Annotated in this window: 24 protein-coding genes; 11 read left to right on the forward strand and 13 right to left on the reverse strand. The window is 46.8% G+C overall.

Annotation, left to right across the window (positions count from 1 at the left end; all coding sequences use genetic code 11):
- Nucleotides 1-54 precede the first annotated feature (54 nt).
- The 6 genes from AC3WTF_RS07435 to AC3WTF_RS07460 form a co-directional block, all read right to left on the reverse strand.
- On the reverse strand, nucleotides 55-2388 hold the full coding sequence (locus tag AC3WTF_RS07435; protein ID WP_007409209.1) for a YhgE/Pip domain-containing protein: 2334 nt from the start codon (nucleotides 2386-2388) through the stop codon (nucleotides 55-57).
- A gap of 74 nt (nucleotides 2389-2462) precedes the next feature.
- Complete coding sequence (locus AC3WTF_RS07440) at nucleotides 2463-3035, reverse strand: TetR/AcrR family transcriptional regulator (RefSeq protein ID WP_007610428.1); 573 nt, start codon at nucleotides 3033-3035, stop codon at nucleotides 2463-2465.
- 148 nt (nucleotides 3036-3183) lie between these two features.
- The gene (hemY, locus tag AC3WTF_RS07445; protein WP_007409211.1) at nucleotides 3184-4617 is read right to left on the reverse strand and encodes a protoporphyrinogen oxidase; all 1434 of its coding nucleotides are present in this window, start codon (nucleotides 4615-4617) and stop codon (nucleotides 3184-3186) included.
- A 27-nt stretch (nucleotides 4618-4644) separates the two neighbouring features.
- On the reverse strand, nucleotides 4645-5580 hold the full coding sequence (gene hemH / locus AC3WTF_RS07450) for a ferrochelatase (protein ID WP_047935549.1): 936 nt from the start codon (nucleotides 5578-5580) through the stop codon (nucleotides 4645-4647).
- Between the two features lie 75 nt (nucleotides 5581-5655).
- On the reverse strand, nucleotides 5656-6717 hold the full coding sequence (gene hemE, locus AC3WTF_RS07455; protein WP_029325967.1) for a uroporphyrinogen decarboxylase: 1062 nt from the start codon (nucleotides 6715-6717) through the stop codon (nucleotides 5656-5658).
- Nucleotides 6718-6840: 123 nt separating this feature from the next.
- Complete coding sequence (locus AC3WTF_RS07460; protein WP_047935548.1) at nucleotides 6841-8982, reverse strand: transglycosylase domain-containing protein; 2142 nt, start codon at nucleotides 8980-8982, stop codon at nucleotides 6841-6843.
- A gap of 122 nt (nucleotides 8983-9104) precedes the next feature.
- Here AC3WTF_RS07460 and hmoB point away from each other — a divergent pair, with 122 nt between their 5' ends.
- The 3 genes from hmoB (at nucleotide 9105) to AC3WTF_RS07475 (ending at nucleotide 12364) form a co-directional block, all read left to right on the forward strand.
- Nucleotides 9105-9605, forward strand: coding sequence for a heme-degrading oxygenase HmoB (hmoB, locus tag AC3WTF_RS07465; RefSeq protein ID WP_136803443.1), 501 nt, complete (start codon nucleotides 9105-9107; stop codon nucleotides 9603-9605).
- Between the two features lie 117 nt (nucleotides 9606-9722).
- On the forward strand, nucleotides 9723-11108 hold the full coding sequence (locus AC3WTF_RS07470; RefSeq protein WP_020955587.1) for a hypothetical protein: 1386 nt from the start codon (nucleotides 9723-9725) through the stop codon (nucleotides 11106-11108).
- Nucleotides 11109-11176: 68 nt separating this feature from the next.
- The gene (locus tag AC3WTF_RS07475) at nucleotides 11177-12364 is read left to right on the forward strand and encodes a M20 family metallopeptidase (protein ID WP_492314222.1); all 1188 of its coding nucleotides are present in this window, start codon (nucleotides 11177-11179) and stop codon (nucleotides 12362-12364) included.
- Between the two features lie 22 nt (nucleotides 12365-12386).
- Here the strand turns inward: AC3WTF_RS07475 and AC3WTF_RS07480 are convergent, their stop codons facing one another.
- From AC3WTF_RS07480 to ecsA, 3 genes are read right to left on the reverse strand one after another with little or no spacing between them, the layout of a single operon-like run.
- Nucleotides 12387-13091 carry an EcsC family protein gene (locus AC3WTF_RS07480; RefSeq protein ID WP_020955586.1) on the reverse strand — a complete coding sequence of 235 codons (705 nt, stop codon included), beginning with the start codon at nucleotides 13089-13091 and terminating at the stop codon, nucleotides 12387-12389.
- A gap of 42 nt (nucleotides 13092-13133) precedes the next feature.
- Nucleotides 13134-14360 carry an ABC transporter permease gene (locus AC3WTF_RS07485; protein WP_007409219.1) on the reverse strand — a complete coding sequence of 409 codons (1227 nt, stop codon included), beginning with the start codon at nucleotides 14358-14360 and terminating at the stop codon, nucleotides 13134-13136.
- On the reverse strand, nucleotides 14353-15096 hold the full coding sequence (gene ecsA, locus AC3WTF_RS07490) for an ABC transporter ATP-binding protein EcsA (RefSeq protein WP_003155231.1): 744 nt from the start codon (nucleotides 15094-15096) through the stop codon (nucleotides 14353-14355). Before ecsA ends, AC3WTF_RS07485 begins: the two co-directional genes overlap by 8 nt.
- 490 nt (nucleotides 15097-15586) lie before the next feature.
- Here ecsA and AC3WTF_RS07495 point away from each other — a divergent pair, with 490 nt between their 5' ends.
- The 3 genes from AC3WTF_RS07495 (at nucleotide 15587) to AC3WTF_RS07505 (ending at nucleotide 17877) form a co-directional block, all read left to right on the forward strand.
- Nucleotides 15587-16024 carry an HIT family protein gene (locus tag AC3WTF_RS07495; protein ID WP_007409220.1) on the forward strand — a complete coding sequence of 146 codons (438 nt, stop codon included), beginning with the start codon at nucleotides 15587-15589 and terminating at the stop codon, nucleotides 16022-16024.
- A gap of 134 nt (nucleotides 16025-16158) precedes the next feature.
- Complete coding sequence (serC, locus tag AC3WTF_RS07500) at nucleotides 16159-17238, forward strand: 3-phosphoserine/phosphohydroxythreonine transaminase (RefSeq protein ID WP_492314223.1); 1080 nt, start codon at nucleotides 16159-16161, stop codon at nucleotides 17236-17238.
- 120 nt (nucleotides 17239-17358) lie between these two features.
- A complete protein-coding gene (locus AC3WTF_RS07505) occupies nucleotides 17359-17877 on the forward strand; it encodes a tryptophan transporter (protein WP_119001745.1) in 519 nt (172 codons plus the stop codon).
- Nucleotides 17878-17934: 57 nt separating this feature from the next.
- Here AC3WTF_RS07505 and yhzF read toward each other — a convergent pair whose 3' ends face one another.
- Nucleotides 17935-18126, reverse strand: coding sequence for a membrane protein YhzF (gene yhzF, locus AC3WTF_RS07510; RefSeq protein WP_007409223.1), 192 nt, complete (start codon nucleotides 18124-18126; stop codon nucleotides 17935-17937).
- Nucleotides 18127-18243: 117 nt separating this feature from the next.
- Between yhzF and AC3WTF_RS07515 the strand changes: the two genes are divergently transcribed.
- Nucleotides 18244-18600 (forward strand): YtxH domain-containing protein, encoded by a 357-nt coding sequence (locus tag AC3WTF_RS07515; protein WP_007409224.1) that lies wholly within the window; start codon nucleotides 18244-18246, stop codon nucleotides 18598-18600.
- A gap of 180 nt (nucleotides 18601-18780) precedes the next feature.
- Nucleotides 18781-19392, forward strand: coding sequence for an HTH-type transcriptional regulator Hpr (locus tag AC3WTF_RS07520; protein WP_003155240.1), 612 nt, complete (start codon nucleotides 18781-18783; stop codon nucleotides 19390-19392).
- Here the strand turns inward: AC3WTF_RS07520 and AC3WTF_RS07525 are convergent.
- Entirely contained in the window at nucleotides 19389-19730 is a 342-nt protein-coding gene (locus tag AC3WTF_RS07525; protein ID WP_003155243.1) for a YhaI family protein, read from the reverse strand. The genes AC3WTF_RS07520 and AC3WTF_RS07525 overlap by 4 nt on opposite strands.
- Nucleotides 19731-19940: 210 nt before the next feature.
- Here AC3WTF_RS07525 and AC3WTF_RS07530 point away from each other — a divergent pair, with 210 nt between their 5' ends.
- Nucleotides 19941-20471, forward strand: coding sequence for a DUF3267 domain-containing protein (locus AC3WTF_RS07530; RefSeq protein WP_492314224.1), 531 nt, complete (start codon nucleotides 19941-19943; stop codon nucleotides 20469-20471).
- Between the two features lie 60 nt (nucleotides 20472-20531).
- Nucleotides 20532-20750, forward strand: coding sequence for a hypothetical protein (locus tag AC3WTF_RS07535; protein WP_003155245.1), 219 nt, complete (start codon nucleotides 20532-20534; stop codon nucleotides 20748-20750).
- Nucleotides 20751-20806: 56 nt separating this feature from the next.
- Here the strand turns inward: AC3WTF_RS07535 and yhzE2 are convergent, their stop codons facing one another.
- Together yhzE2 and yhzE1 are read right to left on the reverse strand one after the other, a co-directional pair.
- The gene (gene yhzE2 / locus AC3WTF_RS07540) at nucleotides 20807-20893 is read right to left on the reverse strand and encodes a sporulation protein YhzE2 (protein WP_003155248.1); all 87 of its coding nucleotides are present in this window, start codon (nucleotides 20891-20893) and stop codon (nucleotides 20807-20809) included.
- Nucleotides 20894-21017: 124 nt separating this feature from the next.
- Nucleotides 21018-21104, reverse strand: a complete 87-nt coding sequence (gene yhzE1, locus AC3WTF_RS07545) for a sporulation protein YhzE1 (protein WP_017417375.1) — start codon at nucleotides 21102-21104, stop codon at nucleotides 21018-21020.
- 158 nt (nucleotides 21105-21262) lie between these two features.
- Here yhzE1 and prsA point away from each other — a divergent pair, with 158 nt between their 5' ends.
- Nucleotides 21263-22114 (forward strand): peptidylprolyl isomerase PrsA, encoded by an 852-nt coding sequence (prsA, locus tag AC3WTF_RS07550; RefSeq protein WP_038463740.1) that lies wholly within the window; start codon nucleotides 21263-21265, stop codon nucleotides 22112-22114.
- Nucleotides 22115-22207: the final 93 nt, after the last annotated feature.

Here is a 22207-nt window from a genome sequence, read left to right on the forward strand (position 1 = left end):
CGATCGAAATCTAAAAAAAAGAGGCCCTGAGCATCTGCTCAGAGCCTCTTTTTCTTATGCTGTTATTTCTTCTTCCGTTTTGTGTTCTTTTTTGCTTTGCACCGTAAAATACACGATGGTCAGCGCGATCATGACAACGGCGATGCCCAACAGAATGGATGCCTGCTGCCACATGTAGCCGTAGTCGCCATTTGAAATGACGGCACGGAACCCGTTGATGCTGTAAGTCATCGGCAGTGCCCCGTGAATCACTTGATAGAATCCCGGCAGGAGTTCAAGCGGGAAGGTTCCTCCGCTTGCCCCGAGCTGGAGCACCAGAATGATGACAGCGATAAAGCGTCCCGGATTCCCCATCGTTGTCGCCAATAATTGAATCATGGACAGGAACGCGATGCTGGTAATCATCGTAAAGAGATAGAATCTCCACGTGCTTTCCACATCAAGCCCGATTCCTTTTAACAGAACCGTGGCGACAATAACGGATTGAATCAGTCCGACAAGCAGAATAACACTAAATTTGCTGAGGAACCATTCAAAACCGTTTCTCGGACGCCCTGAAGCTTCACTCAGAGGGAATACGACCGTCAGCATCAATCCGCCGACATACAAGCCCATAGAGAGAATATAAGGCGTCAGTCCGGTACCGTAGTTAGGCACGGAATGAATCGCGTTATCGTCCGTTTTTACCGGATCGGCAAACATGCTGTACGTTTTGTCATCTGTCTTAATGTCCCCGGTTTGATCAGCCGCATCTTTCAGCTGGCTGGACAATTGTCCGGTGCCGTCTAAAAGCTTGCTTAAACCGGTGCCGAGAGACGCTTGACCCTGCTCAATTTTGGACGAGCCGTCATGGATTTTGTTTTGCGCGTCCAGCAGTTTCGTTAAGCCGCCTGACACTTGGCCGCTCCCTGACACTAACGCTTCTGATCCTGATTTGAGCTGTCCGAACTTGCTGTTGTATTCGCCGATGCCGGCCGTCAGTTTGTTTTGGCTTTCAAAAACAGTCTGCGCTCCGCTGTATAATTTATCAGTTCCCGCTGTCAGCTGGTTAATCGCGTCTTGTACCGCCGCTGCGCCGTTATACAGTTTCGATGTGGACTGAGGCAGTGCTTTCAGCTGATCAGCCTTCGCTTTTACATCTTTGAGCGCGCTTTTTATGACTGACATATCCGGAAGCTGAATATCTCCGCCGGACGGAAGCTGGCTGACGATATTGTCTAAATCCGGAAGGTCAGCCTTCGGAAGCTTCTCATTCAGAAGCTGAACAAGTTTCGCTTTTTGCTCATCCGTTAAGAAATCACTGTCCTTAATCACCTTTTTGACCGCGTCATCCCGGGCATCCAGGCTGTTTTTCAGATCAGAAAGCTTCTTCTTAAACTGCTGCAGGTCCTTTTCAGTCTGTTCGAGCTGCCCAACCGCGTTTTCAATGTCTGACAGGTTGACTGAATTGATCGCATCTTCAAATGCCGCCGCTTTTTGCGACACTTCCTGCGCCTTGCTGTTTAACGCGCTTAATCCATTCGTTAAATCCGGAAGCTTTTGCTGGAGCTGCTTTTGTGCGTCAAGGCTTGTTTTCAGCCCGCTGGCCACTTGGCCTCCTCCTGAAGCAATCTGTCCTGATTTATCTTGAATTTCGGCGCTTGCGCTCTGAAGTTTTGCGATAGAGCTGTCAAGCGTTTGAATTCCGCTTGTCACTTTCGCCGCGCCGTCTGCAAGCTGCTGTGTTTTATCGCCGATGGTGGCGGTGCTTTCAGTAAGCTTCGCTAAATTTTCCTTCAGCTTGGCGCTGCCGTCTTTCGCGTTTTTCGTGCCGTCGTCTATTTTCTTGGCTCCGCTGCTGGCTTTGCCGAGCCCTTTGGCAATATCTTTAAAGTTATCAAAAATGACTTTTGCGTATTGCTCTGTCACTTCTTTCGACACGGAGGCTTTCAGTTTGTCGATCGCCTTTTCCCCGATTGTCGCGCCGACATAGTTTGATCCGGCATTCGTATGATATTTCAGATCCAGCTTCTTCGGATTTTTATCCATTACCGTGCTGGCGTTTTTAGAAAAATCTTCAGGAATCTCGACCAATAAATAATATTTAGCATTTAATAAGTCCTTTAACGATTGATCAAGATCGCTTGAAAAATGCCAATCAAAATTATCATTTTTCTTTAACTCTTTCACAAGGTCGTCACCGATCTGAAGATGTTTCCCTTCGTAGTCCGCCCCTTTATCCTGGTTGACAACGACAACCGGCAGCTGATCCACCGTGCCGTACGGGTCCCAGTACGCCTTCAAAAACACTCCGCTGTAGATCAGCGGAACGAATAATATGGCAATGATGGGGATTAACAGTTTCTTGTTCGTTACAATGTCTTTCCACTGGCTTTTTATTGTATTCAACCCTGTTGCCTCCTTCCGCAAACTGACTCATTTGACAAAACGGTCACGGCACCTAAAAAGTGAAGGATCATCTATTATTTAGATAATCCTTGACCAACATACATTTCCAGCAATTCAGCGATCGTCTCTTTTTCAAGAGGCGGATGGTTTTTTTCCCAGTCAAATATCAGTGCGATGTAGAGCTTGAGCATCACAAAAGCGGTCAGTTCCGGATCACACGGTTTAATGCTTCCGTTTTCAATGGCTGTTTCTATCTTTTCTTTAATGTATGACAGAATGGCCCGCTCCATTTTCACAATGACATCCTGAACGGCTATTGTACCAATCTCGGCGTTCTCCTGAAAAATTTTAATAGTCAGCTGGTGTGTTTTTCTGAATTCCAAAATCGCGACAAGCGCCCGGTGGACATTTTCGTGAAATGAAAGCTCCGGTTTCATCGCTTCGTCTGCGTGTTCCTTCATTTCTCTTAAAATAGTGGTGAAAATATCATCAAACAGTTCTTCTTTGTTTTTGAAAAACGTGTAGATGGTTCCCTTCCCCACATTTGCAAGCTTTGCCACCAGATCCATTGTCGTTGCTTTGTAGCCGAATTGTGTAAAAGACTTCGTTGCCGCTTCCAGAATGAGCTTTTTCCGATCGACGGACATGTTTCCCACCTCGTTAAATTGACCGTTTGAACGTTTTAGTCATTTTGTACATAAGATAACTTATCACAGTCACAAAGAAGATTCAAATGTTTTCTCTCTTTATTGGTGTTCCCTTTACAGAACGGGAACATGCAAAAAAACCTCCGTTTTACGATAACGGAGGCTGGTACGTTTCAAATAAATAAGCCAGTGAATCGTATACGGCGGCTTTTCCCTGGTCGATACAGTCGGGGATGCCCACCCCTTCGAAAGACGCGCCCGTCGCGTATACGCCCGGATAGGAAGCTTTCAGCGCATCTCTGAACTCTTTGATGCGCTCCTTATGGCCGACATGGTATTGCGGCATGCTTTCGTTCCAGCGGGTCACACAGGTCATTTCCGGTTCGCCATTTATTTTCATTACTTTTTTCAAATCTTCCATTACGATTTTAATGATCTCGTTATCTGAAAGATCTACGATGGATTCATCTCCGGCCTTTCCGACGTACGCCCTGAGAAGCGTTTTGCCCTCCGGCGCCGCGTGCGGCCATTTTTTATTCGTCCATGTGCAGGCCGTGATGGAGAAGTCACTGTTTCTTGAGATAACGAATCCCGTACCTTCATGCTCCATCTTGACGGCTCCCTCAGGAAAACCTAAGGCGACGTTGGCAACGGACGTAGAATGCATGTCTTTAAGACATGAAACCGCCGGCAGATCAGAAAGCATTTTCGCCGCGGCTTTATGCGGGGCTGTCACTATGCATCCTTCCGAATAGAGCACTTTGCCGTTATCAAGCGTCACGGAATATCCTTTCTCCTCGCGGCCGATATGGGTGACTTTCGTGCCTTTCATCACTTTTGTCAGTGTAAGCTGCTTTTCCAGCTCCTCCACCAACGTTTGAAGCCCTGTCGTCAGCGTTAAAAACTGGCCCTGCTTTTTGGCCGTCAGCTGCTGTCCCGAAGGCTGCGGACGTGATTTTTTCATACCGAGAATCAGGCTTCTGTGCTTTTGCTCAGTCTGATAGAATTGCGGAAACGTGGACATGAGGCTCAGCTTATCAATATCTCCGGCATAAATCCCTGATAATAGCGGTTCTATTAAATTCTCAACGACTTCGTCACCGACGCGTCTGCGGAAAAATTCACCCAGAGACTGATCTTCCTTCGGTTTGCTCGCAGGCAGGACAAAGTCAAGCGCCGCCCGCGCCTTTCCGGGAACAGAAAATAAACCGGTGGAGATGAACGGAGCGATTTTGGTCGGGATGCCCATCACAGCGCCCTTCGGCATCGGATGGAGCGTCTCGTTGACGAGCACGTAAGACTGGCCGGTCGCATTGTTGACGAGCAGATGCTCAAGCCCCAAATCCTTGACGAGCTGCGGCGCGCTTTTTTTCCTTTCCAAAAAAGAATCCGGCCCCCGCTCAATGATGTAGCCGTCTTTATGCGCCGTCTGAATTTTGCCGCCCGCTCTCGGGCCCGCTTCAATCAGAGTGACCTCAAGCGGCAGCTGTTTTTCTTTGATTTCTTTTTCCATGTAGAAGGCGGCGGCTAATCCCGTTATGCCGCCGCCGATGATGACCAGATGTTTTTTATCGCCACTCATTTTTATCGCCTTCTTTACCGTTTAATTCTACTTGTCCAGCTCTTTCAGCACGACCGCTGCAAGCGCGTCGATAAATTCAGGCTGTGCGTTCGGCATAGCCGGACGATAGTAGCTTGCGCCGACTTCTTCGGTCACAGCTTTGCATTCATAATCATTATCGTAAAGCACCTCTAAATGATCGGCAACGAAGCCTGCGGGCACGTATACAAATGCTTTATAAGGATGCTTTTGGTACAGATCGCGCGTGAGATCCTGCACATCCGGCCCGAGCCACGGATCAGGGGTATTCCCTTCGCTTTGCCAGCCGACTGCGTAATCGGTAATTCCGGCGCCTTCGGCAATCAGTTTTGCGGATTCCTCCAGCTGGTCAGAATACGGATCGCCGTATTCTTTTATTTTTTCAGGAAGGCTGTGCGCTGAGACGATCAGCATCGCGTCATCCCGTTCTTCTTTCGGCATTGATTCATACGTTTTCTTCACCTGGCTGACCCAATAATCAACGAATTTCGGTTCATCATACCAGCTTTCAACAGACTTGATGGTCAAGCCGCCGAGCTTCTCCGCTTCTTCTTTCGCGCGTTTGTTGTATGACTGGACGCTGAATGTTGAAAAATGAGGGGCGAGCACAAGGCTGACAGCTTCTGTAATGCCGTCTTTATGCATGTCCGCCACCGCGTCTTCAATAAACGGTTCAATATGTTTTAATCCGATGAACACTTTGAATGTTACGTCATCCTGGATTTCATTTAAACGCTGTGCGAGCTTCTCCGCCTGCTCCTGCGTAATTTTTGCAAGCGGAGAAATGCCTCCGATCGCTTCATATCTGTCTTTTAAATCTTGAAGCATATGAGGCTCCGGCTTTCTTCCGCGTCTGATATGCGTATAATAACGTTCTATGTCCTCTTCTTTGTAAGGCGTTCCGTAAGCCATGACAAGAAGTCCCATTTTCTTTTTGCTGCTCATTTTGTTAAACACCTCTTTTGATGGTCTGTCCACCTTGATTCTGACAGGAAAATCTTCTTATAACCAACGATCTGCTCAGGAAGATTGTTCCGTTTTTTTGGCCGCGGAATATTCATGTACAAACGCCGTCAGCTTTTTCAGCGTTGCCGGATTGACATCAGGGAATACACCGTGCCCTAAATTGAAAATAAACCCGTCCGTTTTCATGCCTTGATCAAGTATCGCTTTCGCTTTTTTCTCGATGACTTCCCAAGGCGCAAGAAGAAGCGACGGATCAAGATTGCCCTGAACCGTTTTTGTAATGCCTTGTTTTCTGGCGTCATCTATGCCGAGTCTCCAATCAAGACCGACGACATCAAGAGGAAGGTCATGCCAATCCCCGGCCAGATGGCTTGCGCCTACGCCGAACATGATCAGCGGAACTTGCTCTGCTGAAAGCTCCCGGAATATTCTGTCCATCACCGGTTTTATAAACTGCCGGTAATCTTCGCGGTTCAGCGCGCCGACCCATGAATCAAAGATCTGAATGGCTTTTGCGCCGGCGTTAATCTGTGCTTTCGCATAAACGATAATCATGTCCGCGAGCTTGTCCATCAGCATTTGCCACGCTTGCGGCATACTGTGCATAAACGCTTTTGTTTTGTTGTAATTTTTAGAAGGCCCGCCTTCAATCATATAACTGGCCAGCGTAAAAGGCGCTCCCGAAAAACCGATGAGCGGAACATTCAGCTGTTCGTTTACGAGTAATCGGATCGTTTCCAGCACGTAAGGAACATCCTGTTCGGGATTCAGTTCGCCGAGCTTTTCAATATCCGCAGCAGAGCGCACCGGCTGATCGATCACCGGGCCGATTCCGTTTTTTATTTCAACATCCACTCCGATATAAGGAAGCGGCGTCATAATGTCTTTATATAAAATGGCAGCGTCCACTCCGTACTGCTCGACCGGGAGCCTCGTCACATACGCGCACAGCTCGGGCTGATGCGTAATTTCGACTAAGCCGTACTTTTCCTTCAGCTTGCGGTATTCCGGCTGAGACCTCCCCGCCTGTCTCATGTACCAGACAGGGACGTGATTTGTTTTTTCTCCCCGTGCCGCTTTTAAAAACGTATCATTAAACGCTTCTCGTTTACTCATCTGAATTTCCACCTTTCCTCCTGCAACCATACGTTCGTGTTCTTCGCCCATTACACTATACCTTGTTTTTTCAAAAGCGTATAGAATTGAGGCTTAATGTTCAAAAAATCGCCGAATTCATGATTAAGAAGAAAAAAGCTTCGGCTGAACGTATTCCGTTCCCTCTCCTTCTTGATCCGTCTGTGAATTATATGGAACGACTTTGTATGAAGCCCCTGAAAACAGATTGGCGTACGGTATGTCAAAGCTGCCTTTTCCTTTCACCGAATCCAGAAGTTTGTCTTTTCCGTCTTTCTTCTCATATATTCGGTAAACAACCCGATCATCCTTTTGAATATCCCATTTTAATTGAACCGTAATCAGTCCCATCGCCTTAAATGTATAACGGGCCGACAGGGACTTTACCGCCTCCAGCTCAATCGGGCTGCCCAGTTCCTTCACATTTTCAGGCTTTTTGAATGTCCGGCCGTTTTCCCCCGCTTTTGTGACGATATCTTTAAAGAGTCTGACCGGGTATTGGCTTCCGCCTTTCAGGTAATGGGTTTTATCCGTTTTGTCATAGCCCATCCAGACGGCTCCCGTCAGTCCGGGAGTGTATCCTGCAAACCAGGCGTCCTTTGTCGCGCCGGGGACGCCGGGAAATGTGGTCGTGCCGGTTTTCCCCGCCAGGTCACCTTGATAGCTGCCTTGTGAAGCGGTTCCTTCTTTTACGACCTGCTGAAGCATTCTCGTCATATTCCATGCCGTCTGTCCGCTGAAGACGCGCGTTTTGCCGTTTTTAGGCCCGGATAACGTTTCTCCGTCTTCGTCCGTGATGTTCTCTATAAAAAATGGCTTCGTATACATTCCGTTTGCCGCAAAGGTATGATAAGCTCCGGCAAGCTGAAGCGGGGTGACGCCTTCTGACAGACCGCCAAGCGCAATCCCGAGTCCGTTGTCAGAAATGTTCATGCCGTTTTTCTCAAGATACGATTTTCCCGTATCTACGCCGATCTGCTTCAATGTCCAGACAGCGGGCGCATTTATGCTGTAAGTGATCGCATCCTGCATCGTCACTTCCCCCTTGTACTGTCCGTCATAATTTTTCGGTTCATACCCGTCGTAGGACGTCAGTTTGTCTTGGAGAAGCGAATACGGTTTGAACTTGTCTTCCTGCATGGCGGGCCCGTATACGGCAATCGGCTTAAACGTTGAGCCCGGCTGCCGCTTCGCCGTAACCCTGTTGTATCCTTTTGTCACGTAGTCGCGTCCGCCGACCGCCGCGCGCACGCCTCCGGTTTTATTATCAATAAAGACGGCGCTTCCCTCTGCCGCCTGATCCGTCCCCGGAAAATAGCCGCTTTCCTTCATGAGGGTGTATGCCGTTTTCTGCAGCTTGGAATCAAGTGACGTCCGGATCGTATAGCCGCCTTGAAGCAGCTGTTCACCTGACATCGAATAACGGGATTCCGCCTCTTTGATGACAAGATCAATATAACTGTCAAACCAAGGCGTTTCTGATGTTTTCTTGACATTAAGCCCCAATGTCCGGCCCTGGGCTCTGACGGCTTCCTTGGCGCTGATATAGCCTTGGTCGTTCATCATTGCAAGAATCGTATCGCGGCGTTCTTTATTTTTATCCGGATGCTGAATCGGCGAATAAAGAGATGGCGCCTTCGGAATCGCTGCCAGAATGGCTCCTTCCGCAACGGTTAAATCTTTTACTTCTTTATTAAAGTAGTAGTGGGACGCGGCTTGAATGCCGTAAACGCCATGGCCGAAATAAAGCTGGTTCAGGTACATTTCAAGCAGCTTGTCCTTGCTGTAATCACGCTCAAGATTGATGGCGATAATGACTTCCTTCGTCTTGCGCAAAAATGTTTTATCATGAGTCAGAAAAATGTTTTTCGCCAGCTGCTGGGTGATCGTGCTGCCGCCCTCCACCTTGCCGCCTGCTAAAACATCCCGGAACACCGCCCGGCCGACAGACTTCACATCAATGCCGTGATGTTCGTAAAACCGTTTATCTTCAACGGCGATAAAGGCATCTCTCACATCTTCCGGAACCTGCTGAATGGATACCGGCTCGCGATTTTCCGTATAGAGGCTCGCGATTTCATCACCGTTTTGATCGACGATTTTTGAAGATGCGTGCAGTATTAATTTCTTTTCATCGATGACATAATGGCCGAGAAATATAATGATAATGTATCCGATTAACGCGAGAAAAGCGGTTGCCGCCGCAATTACAGCCGGAATAAAGAATCTTTTTTTCTTTTTCAGCATAAGTCACCTCGCCTTTCTTAACTTGTAGTATGGGAAATATTGTTTCGAATTATGTCAGAATGAGTCGCCAATAGAAACTTATACCACTCTTTTGATATACTAGCAAGCAGGAGGTGGCTGATATGAAGGTTTATATTACATACGGGACAGCCGATTTTTTAAAGACGATTGCAAAGAAACACCCGAGTGAGAATATGGTGCTGATGCAAGGGGAGGATAATGCGGTTTTAATTCATGAAACAAATGGAGAAACCGTTTTTCAGGCGCCCCATTCCTATGAAAGCATCGACAGCGTCGGGGAAATCAAAAAGCCGGGCTACGCCGTCCTCAACAACATCGCCGTTACCCAGGAAGGCCGTCCGCTGTTTGAAAACCGGTTTAAAAACCGCGCCGGCAAAGTGGAAAATGAACCCGGTTTTGAAGCCATCCGCGTATTAAGACCGCTCGAAGGCGATACGTATGTCATTTTGACCCTGTGGGAAGAGGAAAAAGCCTTTCAGGATTGGCAGCAGTCAAACTCTTATCAGGAAGCTCATAAAAAACGCGGAACATCTGCCGGCATCGACACAACGTCTATTTTCTCCCGCCCGTCTTATGTAACCGCTTATTACGCAATAGACTGAAAACCGCCGGAGATTCTCCGGCTTTTTTGATGTCCCGATTTTACGCATCCTTCTTTGCACCTTCCGCCCGCCTATGAATAATCTGTAGCAATCCTATTTATAAACGGAGTGGTTCAATTGGGGATCGGCGTCTACTCGGTACATCTGCTTTATGTTGCTTTTATCGCGGCCATTATCGTTTTTATGCTCCTCAGGAAAGATACAACCTTTATTTCACTCGCCGGCATTTTTGTGATTGCGCTATGGACGACGCATTCATTCTCCGCTTCGGTCAGCAGCCTGTTTCACAGCTTCACGTATGCCGCCGGAGAATTGCTGCCGACGATTTTTATCATTTGTTTTATCGTGGCGATGAGCGGCCTTTTGACCGAAACCGGTATTAATGAAGCGATGATTTCTCCGTTTGCAAAGGTGATGAAAGGGCCGGCTGTCGCGTATTGGGTTATCGGCTGTCTGATGTTTGCCATCTCTCTTTTTTTCTGGCCGTCCCCAGGGGTGGCGCTGATCGGCGCTGTGCTGCTTCCCGCAGCGATCCGGGCGGGCCTTTCTCCGATCGCCGCGGCAATGGCGATGAACCTGTTCGGCCACGGATTCGCTTTATCGGGGGATTACGTCATTCAGGCGGCCCCGAAATTAACGGCCGATGCCGCGGGCATTCCCGTGAGCGATGTCATGCAGGCAAGTATTCCGCTCGTTTTGATCATGGGGTTAACGACGACAATCACCGCTTTCATCCTCATCATGCGGGATCGAAAAAAAACGAAGGCCCCCCTCTCCTTGGACAGCTCCGGTTCTTTGGACACAAGTATGTATCTGCAGAAAAAACTCAGGGTGATCCTGGCGGTTTTCATTCCGCTTGTTTTTCTCGCCGATATTATCTGTATGATCGTATACCGTCTGCAAGGAAACGATGCGACGGCACTCGTCGGAGGAACCGCGATCGGCATTCTCCTGATCATTCATTTCATTGTATATAAAGAGCGGCATTTAGAAAAGATCACCGAGTATTTTATCGGCGGTTTTCAATTCGGCTTTAAAGTATTCGGCCCCGTCATTCCGATCGCGGCCTTCTTTTATCTCGGTGACGCGGGGTTTAAAAGTATTTTGAACACCCCGCTGCCGAAAGGATCTGCGGGGATCGTCAATGACCTCGGATTGGCCCTGTCCCATTCTTTTCCGATGTCCGGAGAATTCGCCGGCATCGCCCTGGCCGCAGTCGGTGCGATTACCGGGCTCGACGGGTCAGGGTTTTCCGGTATATCTCTTGCAGGCTCGATGGCAAAGCTGTTTTCCGCCGCGCTTCATACGGACCCGGCCGTTTTAACGGCGCTGGGCCAGATTTCAGCGATCTGGGTCGGGGGCGGAACATTGGTCCCTTGGGCACTGATCCCCGCTGCGGCTATTTGTAAAGTTGATCCGTTTGAGCTTGCCAGGAAAAACTTTATCCCGGTTGCGGCCGGGCTAGTCGTCACAACGATCGCCGCCATCATCATTCTCCCGTAGCAAAAGGATTGAAATCTTCAGACATTTTCTATACAATCATGGGAAAAGCAGACGAGGGGGCATCGCTTTTGACGTTAACGACACTTCAAAAAAGCTTAAACGCTCAGCTTGACGGGCTGTATGAGGAAATGGTTGAAATCAGGCGTCACCTTCACATGAATCCCGAGCCATCCTTTAAGGAGAAAAAAACACCGGCGTTCATCGCCTCATTTTATGAAAAGCTCGGCGTTCCCATCCGGACGAATGTCGGGGGAAACGGTGTCACAGCCTATATTGAAGGCGGTGAACCGGGACCGGTCATGGCACTCAGAGCTGATTTTGACGCTTTGCCGATACAGGATGAAAAAGATGTGCCCTATGCTTCACAAATTCCCGGCGTCATGCACGCCTGCGGGCATGACGGCCATACGGCGGCTCTGCTCGCGGTCGGAAAAGTGCTGTACCGCAACCGGGAAAAACTGAAAGGGTCATTTGTGATGATTCACCAGCACGCCGAGGAATTATCTCCCGGCGGAGCAAAATCAATGATTGAGGATGGCTGCCTCGAGCATGTCGATGCCATTTTCGGCACTCACCTTTGGGCGACTGAACCCGTCGGGACGGTCTTATGCCGCCCGGGCGCAGTGATGGCCGCCGCTGACGGCTTTACGATTAAAGTCATCGGCAAGGGCGGCCACGGCGCGATTCCTCACGATACGAAGGACGCCGTTTTAATCGGCTCACAAATCGTCACGGCTCTTCAGCATATCGTCAGCCGGCGGGTAAATCCGGTGCAGCCGGCCGTCATCTCAGCCGGCTCGTTCACCGCTGAAAATCCGTTTAATGCGATTGCCGATCAGGCAGTCATATCAGGCACCGTCCGCTCGTTTGACGAAAGTGTGCGCAGCCTGCTCGAAGCAGAAATAGAAGCCGTCGTAAAAGGAATCTGTTCCATGCACTCCGCTTCCTATGAATATCGTTTCAAGCGCGGTTATCCCGCCGTCGTTAATCATCCCGAGGAAGCGGCGCACGCGGCGGCCGCCGCAGCGGAAACAGACGGCGTTACGAAAGTCATTGAAGGAGAGCCGCAGATGGCCGGAGAGGATTTTTCCTATTATCTGCAGCATACAAAAGGCGCATTTTTCTTTACGGGCGCCGCTTTAGAAAACGCGGAAACCATTTATCCTCATCATCATCCGAAATTTGATTTTAATGAAAAAGCGATGCTGACGGCCGCCAAAGTGCTTATCGGCGCCGCGGTGAGCTACCCCCGATAGGGCATAAAAAACAGCCGGTACATTACGTACCGGCTGCTGTGATTCTTAAATGAAAAACGTGCCTTGCCGTCTCACCGAGCTGTGACAGCAGTTTATAATTGGCCGCTCCGCCCACGGCGGCTCCGACGACCGGCAAAAGCTGAAACAATTTCACCACGTCCAGATAATCGCGGTATTCCTGCTGAAAAACTCTCCAATCGACATCATGCTTTTTCGAATCCCACTGTTCAATCATTGAGTATATGCGTTTCCGCTGTTCACCGCTTGAGAAAGCCAGCTGAAAAATAAACAGCAAAAACAATCGTTCATCCCTGTCTTTCACATCATAGCCGTAAATAGAGGCAAGATCGAACAGACATTTCATTTTAATGGATAACAGCAAAGGAAAATCAGCCATCCCTAAAAAAATTCCGCCGGCCCCCGTACCGATACCTTCGGCTGCCGCGACCTTTTGGTACGATGCGATGGTTTGTCTGGCGAGGGCATCTTTTTCAGCAAGCGTCATACCGTTTGTATCCCGCTTGCTTTTCACCAGATTTGAACCCGCCATTGTTGCTTCGGTCATTTTTTTAATGCTTTCTGTGATGACGGCATGAATTTTATCAGGAATCCGCTCATTTATTTTCGCCTGCATTCCTTTAGAAAAACGTTCAAGCATAGAATCTTTGCGTAAAAAACGCGCTTTCCATTGCAGTGCTTCCTGTATCAGCTGCTGATCGTCGGTCATCTGTGTCTCCTTCTTTCATTGAGGTTTCAAAAACCCGATTGATTACAGCTTGCCGTACTTTTTCAATCTTCCGCCCATATACGAAGGCATGATCACAAAAATCAGAACGGCTGAAGCAACAGCCGCATACAGCGCCCCGCTGACTCCCGCGGCATAGGCTGACGCTGCACAGAACAGCAGCGCCTGCACGGTTAATGCCGATTTCATCAGCGAAAAGAAACTTTGCAGCTTCGCTTTCTGATTGACCGGGTAAAGCTCCTGCAGAGAAAGATGATGAAAATGCCCGAACAGCGGCAGAAGCTGTATTCCCGTAATAAAGACGGTAAATACGGTTAACGCCGCCGTTATCCACGGATTGGCGGAAACGAGCATAATAATCAGGATAAAAATAATCGTGAGCCTGACCTGAATGCCGAGATAATCATTTGAACGCAGAAAGGCCCGCGCATACATATAGGAGAACGTTTTCCGCTGTTCGAACGGAATCATTCTGAGCAAAAAGTCGAGATACGCCCGGCGTTTTGCCTGTTTTTTCAGGTGAGGCACATCGGTAAACAGATTGGCGATTCTGTAAAACCGCTGCTTCCTTCTTAATTCATATTCAATATGGGCTTCCCATTTTAATGATTTATGTTTTGCGGCCGATGTGAAATACACATAAAGGCCGGCCATCACAATGTAGACGGCGGCAGCGTACACATAAAACGACTGTAAGACGAAGTATAAAAGCAGCATATTGCAGATAAAGCGTATGACCGCATCCATCATTTTCATGCTTCTGTCATTCATAAACGTCATCCGCCACTCCATGGCCTGATTCCACGCTTTTACCGCCAGCATCTGAATAAATACGGCGGCATACGACGCAAGCGACGCCCCCGGACTTACAGCGAAAAACAGGGGCATGCATACAAGCGACAGAGCAATAAGCGGAAACAGCTGTGACAGATAGCTGTACTTAAATGAATGCTTAAAGTATGTCCCCATTTTCGGTTCAAGCGGCAGCAGAAACACGAGGTCCGCTTCCTTTAACAGCGTCCGGACGTATGAACCGGTCAGCACAAATGAAAAGAGCACCGCCATCACCCAAAATGACGGAAAATGAACGGGAATGTCTTTGACCCACTTGCTGTACCAGCTTGCCGCGCCGGCAATAAAAAAGATCAGCACAATGACGAGATGATCATTGAGCATATATTTCATATACATTCTGGTTTCCTTTATATGCTCTTCAAGCCGGGACTGCCAAATCGTAGACATATTATTCATGGCCGGCGTCTTCCTTCGTCAGTTCGATATACAAGTCATCAAGAGCTGCGTCTTTCATGCCGAACTGCTCTCTCAGTTCTTCCAGTGTGCCGCTTGCCCGCACTTCGCCGTTATGTAAAATAATGAAAGCGTCACAGTAGCGCTCTGCCGTAGCCAGGATATGCGTTGACATCAGCACGCTTGATCCGGCTTTTTTCGCGGCGTCCATCCGCTCCAGCAATGCATTGATCGCAAGCGGATCAAGGCCGAGAAACGGCTCGTCAATGATATAAAGCGAAGGCTCCGCGAGAAACGCGCACATGATCATGACTTTCTGCTTCATCCCTTTAGAAAAGTGAGCGGGAAACCATTTCAGCCTTTTTTCCATTCTGAATTCTTTCAGAAGCGGAGGAAGCCTTTTTTCAAGCGTTTCTTTGGAAAGGCCGTACGCCATGGCCGTCAGCTCCAGATGCTCTTTGAGCGTCAGTTCTTCATACAGCACCGGCGTTTCGGGGATGTACGTAAATTGCGAGCGGTAGCTTTCCTTATCCTCCGAAAACGTCTTGCCGTTCAGCTCGATCGAGCCTTTATGCGGGTCCATTAATCCGATAATATGCCGGATCGTCGTGCTTTTGCCCGCGCCGTTTAATCCGATGAGTCCGACAATCTGGTTCGGCTCAAGGGTGAATGAAACATTTTTTAAGACCGGGTTTCTCGTATAACCGCCGGTTAAGTCTTTTACCGATAGCAGAGACATAATTTCTCCCCTTCTGATTCGTTTTTCTTCATAGTACCAAAAATAAAGTCTGATTTGAAACGATTCCCTTTTTTTCTCACGTGAAAAGTGTGCATAGTTATCGTTTTGGCGGACATCATAATGTATGTAGAAGGAAACAGCTTTAATCAACTGAAAATGAGGTGTTTATAAAAGACGTCTTAGAACAGTTGGATGAAAATCAACATGTCCTGTGCTTACAATTTCTTCACACACTGCTTTGATGATGTTCTTCATTCATGATGAAATAATCAAATGAGGTGTTTGTCCCAGGAATGATTAAGCAGACCCATAAGTCTTCATTTTAAAAACAAATGAGGTGCTTACAAAAGGCATATTCAATTTTCTGTGATAAAGCTCGTACTTCTGCATCAGGGTGAACGCGCAGCCGTTCATCCTGTTTTTTGTTTTGGCCGTTTTTGTGGTACGATGAGAATATACATATATTTCTTTTCAGGGAGGAAACCCATCTATGCACAAAGCGGACGATTGTATTTTCTGCAAAATCATTGCCGGTGACATTCCGTCTTCAAAAGTATACGAAAATGAACACGTCGTGGCGTTTCTTGATATCAGCCAGGTCACAAAAGGCCATACGCTCGTGATTCCGAAAACACATATCGAAAACGTGTACGAGTTTACGCCTGAGCTTTCTAAAGAATATTTTGAAGCGGTGCCGAAAATCGCACGCGCCATCCGCGATGAATTCGAGCCGATCGGGCTGAATATTCTCAATAACAACGGTGAAAAAGCGGGCCAATCGGTGTTCCATTTTCACATGCATATCATTCCGCGTTACGGAAAAGGCGACGGTTTCGGGGCTGTCTGGAAGACCCACGCCGAAGACTATACGCCTGACGATCTTCAGGAGATCGCTTCAACCGTCAGAAAACGGCTTGCCTCATCTTAAAGATGAGGTTTTTTTGCGTCCGGAAACACAAAAAACATAAATTATATTTTTTATATCAAAAAAATCAAAAAATTGTGATAGGATAATTGTATTATTTCTTACACTAAAGCGGAAAACAGGGAGAGATCGTAAACATGGAACGTACAACGAATTTCAATGCAGGACCCGCAGCCCTTCCACTGGATGTGCTGCAAAAAGCACAAAAAGAATTTGTCAACTTCAAGGATACCGGCATGTCCGTCATGGAGCTGTCCCACCGGAGCACGGAATATGATGCGGTGCACCAAAAAGCAAAAAGCCTTCTGAAAGAACTGATGGATATTCCCGACAATTATGATATTTTATTTCTTCAAGGCGGCGCAAGCCTTCAATTCTCCATGCTGCCGATGAACTTTTTAACGCCGGAAAAAACGGCGCACTTCATCGTAACGGGCGCATGGTCTGAAAAAGCACTCGCCGAGGCGAAACTGTTCGGAAACACAAACGTCACGGCAACAAGCGCAGATTCAAACCACAACCACATACCGGAAGCGGACCTCTCAGGAATCAAAGACGGCGCCTACCTGCATATTACGTCAAACAACACGATTTTCGGAACGCAGTGGAAAGAGTTCCCGAATTCACCGATCCCGCTCGTAGCCGACATGTCAAGCGACATCCTGAGCAGAAAAATTGATGTCAAAACGTTTGATGTCATCTATGGCGGAGCCCAGAAAAACCTCGGGCCGTCCGGCGTCACGGTCGTCATCATGAAAAAATCATGGCTTGAAAACGAAAACGCCAACGTCCCTAAAATGTTGAAATACTCCACTCACACAAAAGCCGATTCACTGTATAATACGCCGCCTACATTTGCGATTTATATGCTGAGCCTCGTCCTTGAATGGCTGGCTGAAAACGGCGGTGTCGAAGCGGCTGAACGGCGCAATCAGGAAAAAGCCGACGTCCTGTACGGCACAATCGACGCAAGCGGCGGGTTTTACGCGGGGCATGCCGCAAAAAACAGCCGTTCTCACATGAACGTCACGTTCACCCTCCGCGACAGCAGTCTCACGAAAAAATTCGTTGAAGAAGCGAAAGCGGCTAAAATGACCGGACTCGGAGGCCACCGCTCAGTCGGAGGCTGCAGGGCGTCTATCTACAACGCCGTCAGCCTGGCTGATTGTGAAAAACTGGCTCAGTTTATGAGAAAGTTCCAGCAGGAAAACGAATAAATTTCTTCTAACATAACGGTTCCTTTGATATACTGTTTGCATATCAATTTTTCCGGCCATCGCAATAAATGACGAGCATATTATTGGATGGCGAAAAAGCTTAGCAGAGGAGAGCTTAGTATGAAAACAAAAGAATTAGTCATTATGGCCCTGTTTGCGGCAATCGGAGCGGTGCTTCATTCCATTATGCCGCCGGTATTATTCGGAATGAAACCCGATATGATGCTTGTGATGATGTTTATGGGTATTCTGTTATTCCCCCGTGTGCAGAACGTGCTGATGATTGGGATTGTAACGGGAATCATTTCCGCACTCACGACATCTTTTCCGGGCGGACAGCTTCCGAATATCATTGAAAAACCGGTAACGGCGTTTCTGTTTCTCGCGCTGGCGCTTTTGGTGAAAAAGAGCGTGAAAACAGCGGCCGCCGCCGTCATTACGATAGCCGGCACCTTCATCTCCGGTTTGCTCTTTTTGGCGCTGGCCCTTCTGATTGTCGGCCTGCCGGGCGGATTCACCGCATTGGTGCTCGCGGTCGTCCTTCCGGCGGCTGCGCTGAATACGATCGCCATTATCATTATGCATCCGATTGTGCAGACGATCTTAAAACGGTCCAATATGATTGATACGGTGAAATAACCGCATACCGAAACCTCTTCCGGCCGGAAGAGGTTTTTTAATGTGTTTCAGCATGTTTTATACGAGAAGTTTTGTGAAAAAGATAAGGAACAATGCGAGGGCGGTTCCTGCTGAGCAGACGATGGCCTTTTGGCGGACGACCCGCTTCGGCGGATAAGAAGCGGCCTGGCCGAGCAGTTTCAGGTAATAAACGGCGCCCGCCGCAAAGACAAGAGCCATACAAGATAAAACAATCATAAAGACAGACAACCTTCTCCCTCCTTTTCCCTTAAAAAATATGCTAAAATAAAGCAAGCTATGTATAGAAGTTTATTCTTCTGAACAAAAATGATAAAAGTTATGAGAAAAAAAACGGGGTGATTTCAAATGGCTGACGGACGTTCCCTTTTAACAGGCCTTTTCGTAGGCGGATTGATCGGAGGCGCAGCGGTGTTACTCTCGGCTCCTTCATCCGGAAAAGAGCTGCGGGGCAAAATCAAAGCGAATTGCAATTCAATTGAGGACACAATCAAACGGTTAAAAAAAGACGGAATGGCGCTTAAGGACCAGCTTGTCCAAACGGCGAAAGAAAGCGCAGAAGTCATTAAAGACGTAGGCGGAGAGCTTCAGACCAGCATTAAAAGGTGGCAGGAGGAAATCAAACCGCACCAGCAGGATCTCCAAAAGGAAATCGCTGATATTGAAGAGAAAATCAGACAGCTGGAGAAAACCTTACAAAACTAATATCCTATACAACCAAAAAAAAGTGCGGACATATTGCGTTCCGCACTTTTTTTTGCGGTTTAAAGCCTTTCCCAGCAACGGATCAAGAATTTATTATAAAATTCTTAAATTTTCATCTTTATTAATCTTTATTTTATTGGCATAATAGAGGAAAAGAAAATGTGAAGCAGGTGATCTGTATTGAATCGTGTTGAACCGCCTTACGATCTAAAAGAAGCTTTAATCTATACCCAAAAAATGGCGCAGCTGTCCAAAGCGCTGTGGAAATCTATCGAGAAAGACTGGCAGAATTGGCTGAAGCCGTACGACCTTAATATTAATGAGCATCATATATTATGGATTGCCTATCAGCTTAAAGGAGCTTCTATTTCAGAAATCGCCAAATTCGGCGTTATGCACGTATCAACTGCATTTAACTTTTCAAAAAAGCTTGAAGAACGGGGATATCTGAAATTTTCCAAGCGGCTGAATGATAAACGGAACACGTACATTCAGTTAACAGAAGAAGGGGAAAATGTATTCGAAAGCCTGCTTGAGGAGTTTGATCCGTCGAGAAACGCTGTGTTTAAAGGCTCACAGCCGATCTACCACTTATTCGGGAAGTTTCCTGAGGTTGAAGAATTAACCTGTGTCATCCGCCACATTTACGGCGAAGATTTTATGGAGATATTCGAGAAATCATTGACAAACATAAACAATGATTTTGATAGTGAAGACGGAAGGCTGAAGAAAAAAACGGACGAATCGGCTGTCCATGAAACGGCTGAAGAGCTGGAACCGATCAACAGTTAATCAAAGTGCTTCATAATCTCAATAAATTCTTCCATCAGCGCTGTATAAAGCCCCTGCTCATAAAGAGCAAAAATCGTTTCATGAACATCTAATTTTTCGTTCAGCTGTCCCGCAAAAAGCGCAAGGAGCTTGTCAAACGTCACAAAGCCTTGCGCTTTTTGCGACTCCAGCTCGTCCTCCAATTCGCGGCAGATCCGCCCGACCTCTTCTCCTTCTTCTTCGGTCAGCCCTTTTTCAATCATCATCGCATAAAAAGGGTACTTATCCATATCCACCGTTTTCACCAGCAATTGTATGTAATATTCTAAACGCCCGATACGCTGATCCATTGAATCCATCCGTTTCACTTCTTTCTATCTTTAATCTTATTTTAGCTGATAATGAATGGAGAAGAAAGGTTAAACCGTACATTTCCATGTTTCACCGAGCTCTTCTGTTCTTCTCTTTCCAGGTTTATTTTTTTCTTTAAAAAAGGATTGATTTTTTCTCCTGAAGAGAGTAAATTATTTTGAGATTGTATTCCATCTTTGTACGGAAGGATGACTCTGATGAATTGCTGGAAAACCATTAATCTGATCAAAGATTATGGTTCGGTTCGTTTATTATTGACTGCTGTAGGTTTTATGATCCTGTTTTTTATATGCAACTTCTTGGCATTCGGGCTGCTGCGTCCGAATATCAGTTTAAGTGACGGGCACGTGTTTGCTTTTTGTGTTCTGCTCGTTGTTACTTTATTTGTACATAAAGTCATACATGTCCTGCCGATGATCTGTAAAAAAAGAAAAAAGGAAATGAAAATGTACTTCTTGCGGATGCCGACATGGAAAGGCATACCGAAAACGACGATGCTGATTTCAACGATCAGCCCGTTTTTATTCATTACGCCGTTATTGTTTTATGCCGGACTGGCATTTCCGAGACACGCTCATTACTTTTATATGATTTCGAGCATCCATGCGGGGTATTGCCTGCCTGATCTTCTGTTTGCCCTGCATCTGGTCAAAGCGCCCAAATCATGTCTGATTGACCAGGAATCCGACGGTTTTGATATTTTAGTAAAAAAAGTGCCGGAGCCTTGATGTCCCGCTGATTTTTCAGGTTACATTCTATCTTTTTTAATAAATATTTGGTAATGTAATATGGGAGCAGTTCAGAGAGAGGGGGAATCTCCCATCATTTTATTCTATTTTATCGTGGCTGCCCTGTTTATTCTTTATTTCATAAACAGGCTCACAAATACATTATGCCTTGTCAGAGAGATTCCTGAAGACCGGCAGGATAAGGTATTCCGTTTTATTAATGTATCTATTTTAATTTTACTGATCTCTTCATTCGTCGAGATCTCCTTTACTGTGTAAACAGGCAAAAAAATATGGCTGACGGAGGTCTGACCCCCGACAGCCATATTTTTTTCTTAATAAAGCCAAGAAGCGCCGATGATGATCAATAAGATGAACAGAACAACCAATAATGCAAAACCGCCTGCAAATACTTCACCCATCTCCAAAAGCACCTCCTACAAAACGTTTTATTTTTCCAATTACATCATATGCAATTTACTACTGAAACGATTAGGCGCCCGGGTAAGAAAACGGACCGCTTTTAGAAAAAGCGATCCGTTTCGCTTAACAAATGTAAGCTGCACCTACGATGATAAGCAATATGAACAGTACTACGAGCAGTGCGAAACCGTTTGAATATCCTCCGCCCATGGTTCATTACCTCCTTTTCATGATCAATATATTTGTATGTATCAGGAAAAAGTTTGACTAGACGAATGCCCTTTATTTAAAATCTTTTTACAGAAAGCCACAATATGTTATGATACGCATATGCAATTTAATTTGGATGATTAGGAGTGTTTAAAGGAATGAAGAAAATCGCGATAGCAGCTATTACGGCAACGAGCGTCCTGGCTCTCAGCGCTTGCAGCAGCGGCGACAACGACGTGATTGCCAAGACGGATGCCGGAAATGTAACAAAAGGCGAGCTCTACACGAACATGAAAAAAACCGCGGGCGCAAGTGTGCTGACACAGCTCGTACAAGAAAAAGTATTAGCAAAAAAATACAAAGTAACGGATAAAGAAATCGATACCAAGCTGAAAGAGTACAAAACGCAGCTCGGCGATCAGTACAGCGCCCTTAAACAGCAGTACGGCGAAGATTACCTGAAAGATCAGGTGAAGTACGAACTGCTTGCGCAAAAAGCGGCGAAAGACAACATCAAAGTGACTGACTCCGATACGAAAGAATATTACGACGGCTTAAAAGGTAAAATCCGCGCGAGCCACATCCTTGTCGCTGACAAAAAGACAGCTGACGAAGTGGAGAAAAAGCTGAAAAAAGGCGAGAAGTTTGAAACGCTTGCGAAAGAATATTCAACTGACAGCTCAAAAGACAACGGCGGCGACCTTGGCTGGTTCGATAAAAAGTCAATGGATGAAACATTCAGCAAAGCTGCATTCGGCCTGAAAGTCGGACAAGTCAGCGATCCGGTCAAAACAAAATTCGGTTATCATATCATCAAAAAGACAGAAGAACGCGGCAAATATGATGACATGAAAAAAGAACTGAAAGAAGAAGTTCTTAAGCAGAAATTAAACGACAACTCAGCTGTACAGGCGGCAATTCAAAAAGTCATGAAAAAAGCTGACGTAAAAGTGGAAGACAAAGACTTAAAAGACACGTTTAACACTTCAACTTCTTCTGAATCTAAATAAAAAAACTGTGCGGGCTGGGACTGCCCCCCGTTTTTGAGACAGGGGTCAAAACACCTTTTAAACAGCCAATTGCCGATAGTTTATCGGTGATTG

This window comes from Bacillus sp. EB106-06-01-XG163, from assembly GCF_058791615.1.

Excerpts from the sequence above, each read along its gene's own strand:
- yhzE1 (WP_017417375.1), bottom strand. The coding sequence starts at position 21,104 with ATGGGCGGAGGATATTCAAACGGTTTCGCACTGCTCGTAGTACTGTTC.
- AC3WTF_RS07480 (WP_020955586.1), bottom strand. The coding sequence starts at position 13,091 with ATGACCGACGATCAGCAGCTGATACAGGAAGCACTGCAATGGAAAGCG.
- hemH (WP_047935549.1), bottom strand. The coding sequence starts at position 5,580 with ATGAGCAGCAAAAAGAAAATGGGACTTCTTGTCATGGCTTACGGAACG.
- AC3WTF_RS07530 (WP_492314224.1), top strand. The coding sequence starts at position 19,941 with ATGAATTGCTGGAAAACCATTAATCTGATCAAAGATTATGGTTCGGTT.
- prsA (WP_038463740.1), top strand. The coding sequence starts at position 21,263 with ATGAAGAAAATCGCGATAGCAGCTATTACGGCAACGAGCGTCCTGGCT.
- AC3WTF_RS07440 (WP_007610428.1), bottom strand. The coding sequence starts at position 3,035 with ATGTCCGTCGATCGGAAAAAGCTCATTCTGGAAGCGGCAACGAAGTCT.
- serC (WP_492314223.1), top strand. The coding sequence starts at position 16,159 with ATGGAACGTACAACGAATTTCAATGCAGGACCCGCAGCCCTTCCACTG.
- AC3WTF_RS07535 (WP_003155245.1), top strand. The coding sequence starts at position 20,532 with ATGGGAGCAGTTCAGAGAGAGGGGGAATCTCCCATCATTTTATTCTAT.
- hmoB (WP_136803443.1), top strand. The coding sequence starts at position 9,105 with ATGAAGGTTTATATTACATACGGGACAGCCGATTTTTTAAAGACGATT.
- AC3WTF_RS07515 (WP_007409224.1), top strand. The coding sequence starts at position 18,244 with ATGGCTGACGGACGTTCCCTTTTAACAGGCCTTTTCGTAGGCGGATTG.
- yhzE2 (WP_003155248.1), bottom strand. The coding sequence starts at position 20,893 with ATGGGTGAAGTATTTGCAGGCGGTTTTGCATTATTGGTTGTTCTGTTC.
- AC3WTF_RS07460 (WP_047935548.1), bottom strand. The coding sequence starts at position 8,982 with ATGCTGAAAAAGAAAAAAAGATTCTTTATTCCGGCTGTAATTGCGGCG.
- hemE (WP_029325967.1), bottom strand. The coding sequence starts at position 6,717 with ATGAGTAAACGAGAAGCGTTTAATGATACGTTTTTAAAAGCGGCACGG.
- ecsA (WP_003155231.1), bottom strand. The coding sequence starts at position 15,096 with ATGTCTCTGCTATCGGTAAAAGACTTAACCGGCGGTTATACGAGAAAC.
- AC3WTF_RS07485 (WP_007409219.1), bottom strand. The coding sequence starts at position 14,360 with ATGAATAATATGTCTACGATTTGGCAGTCCCGGCTTGAAGAGCATATA.
- hemY (WP_007409211.1), bottom strand. The coding sequence starts at position 4,617 with ATGAGTGGCGATAAAAAACATCTGGTCATCATCGGCGGCGGCATAACG.
- AC3WTF_RS07505 (WP_119001745.1), top strand. The coding sequence starts at position 17,359 with ATGAAAACAAAAGAATTAGTCATTATGGCCCTGTTTGCGGCAATCGGA.
- AC3WTF_RS07495 (WP_007409220.1), top strand. The coding sequence starts at position 15,587 with ATGCACAAAGCGGACGATTGTATTTTCTGCAAAATCATTGCCGGTGAC.
- AC3WTF_RS07525 (WP_003155243.1), bottom strand. The coding sequence starts at position 19,730 with ATGGATTCAATGGATCAGCGTATCGGGCGTTTAGAATATTACATACAA.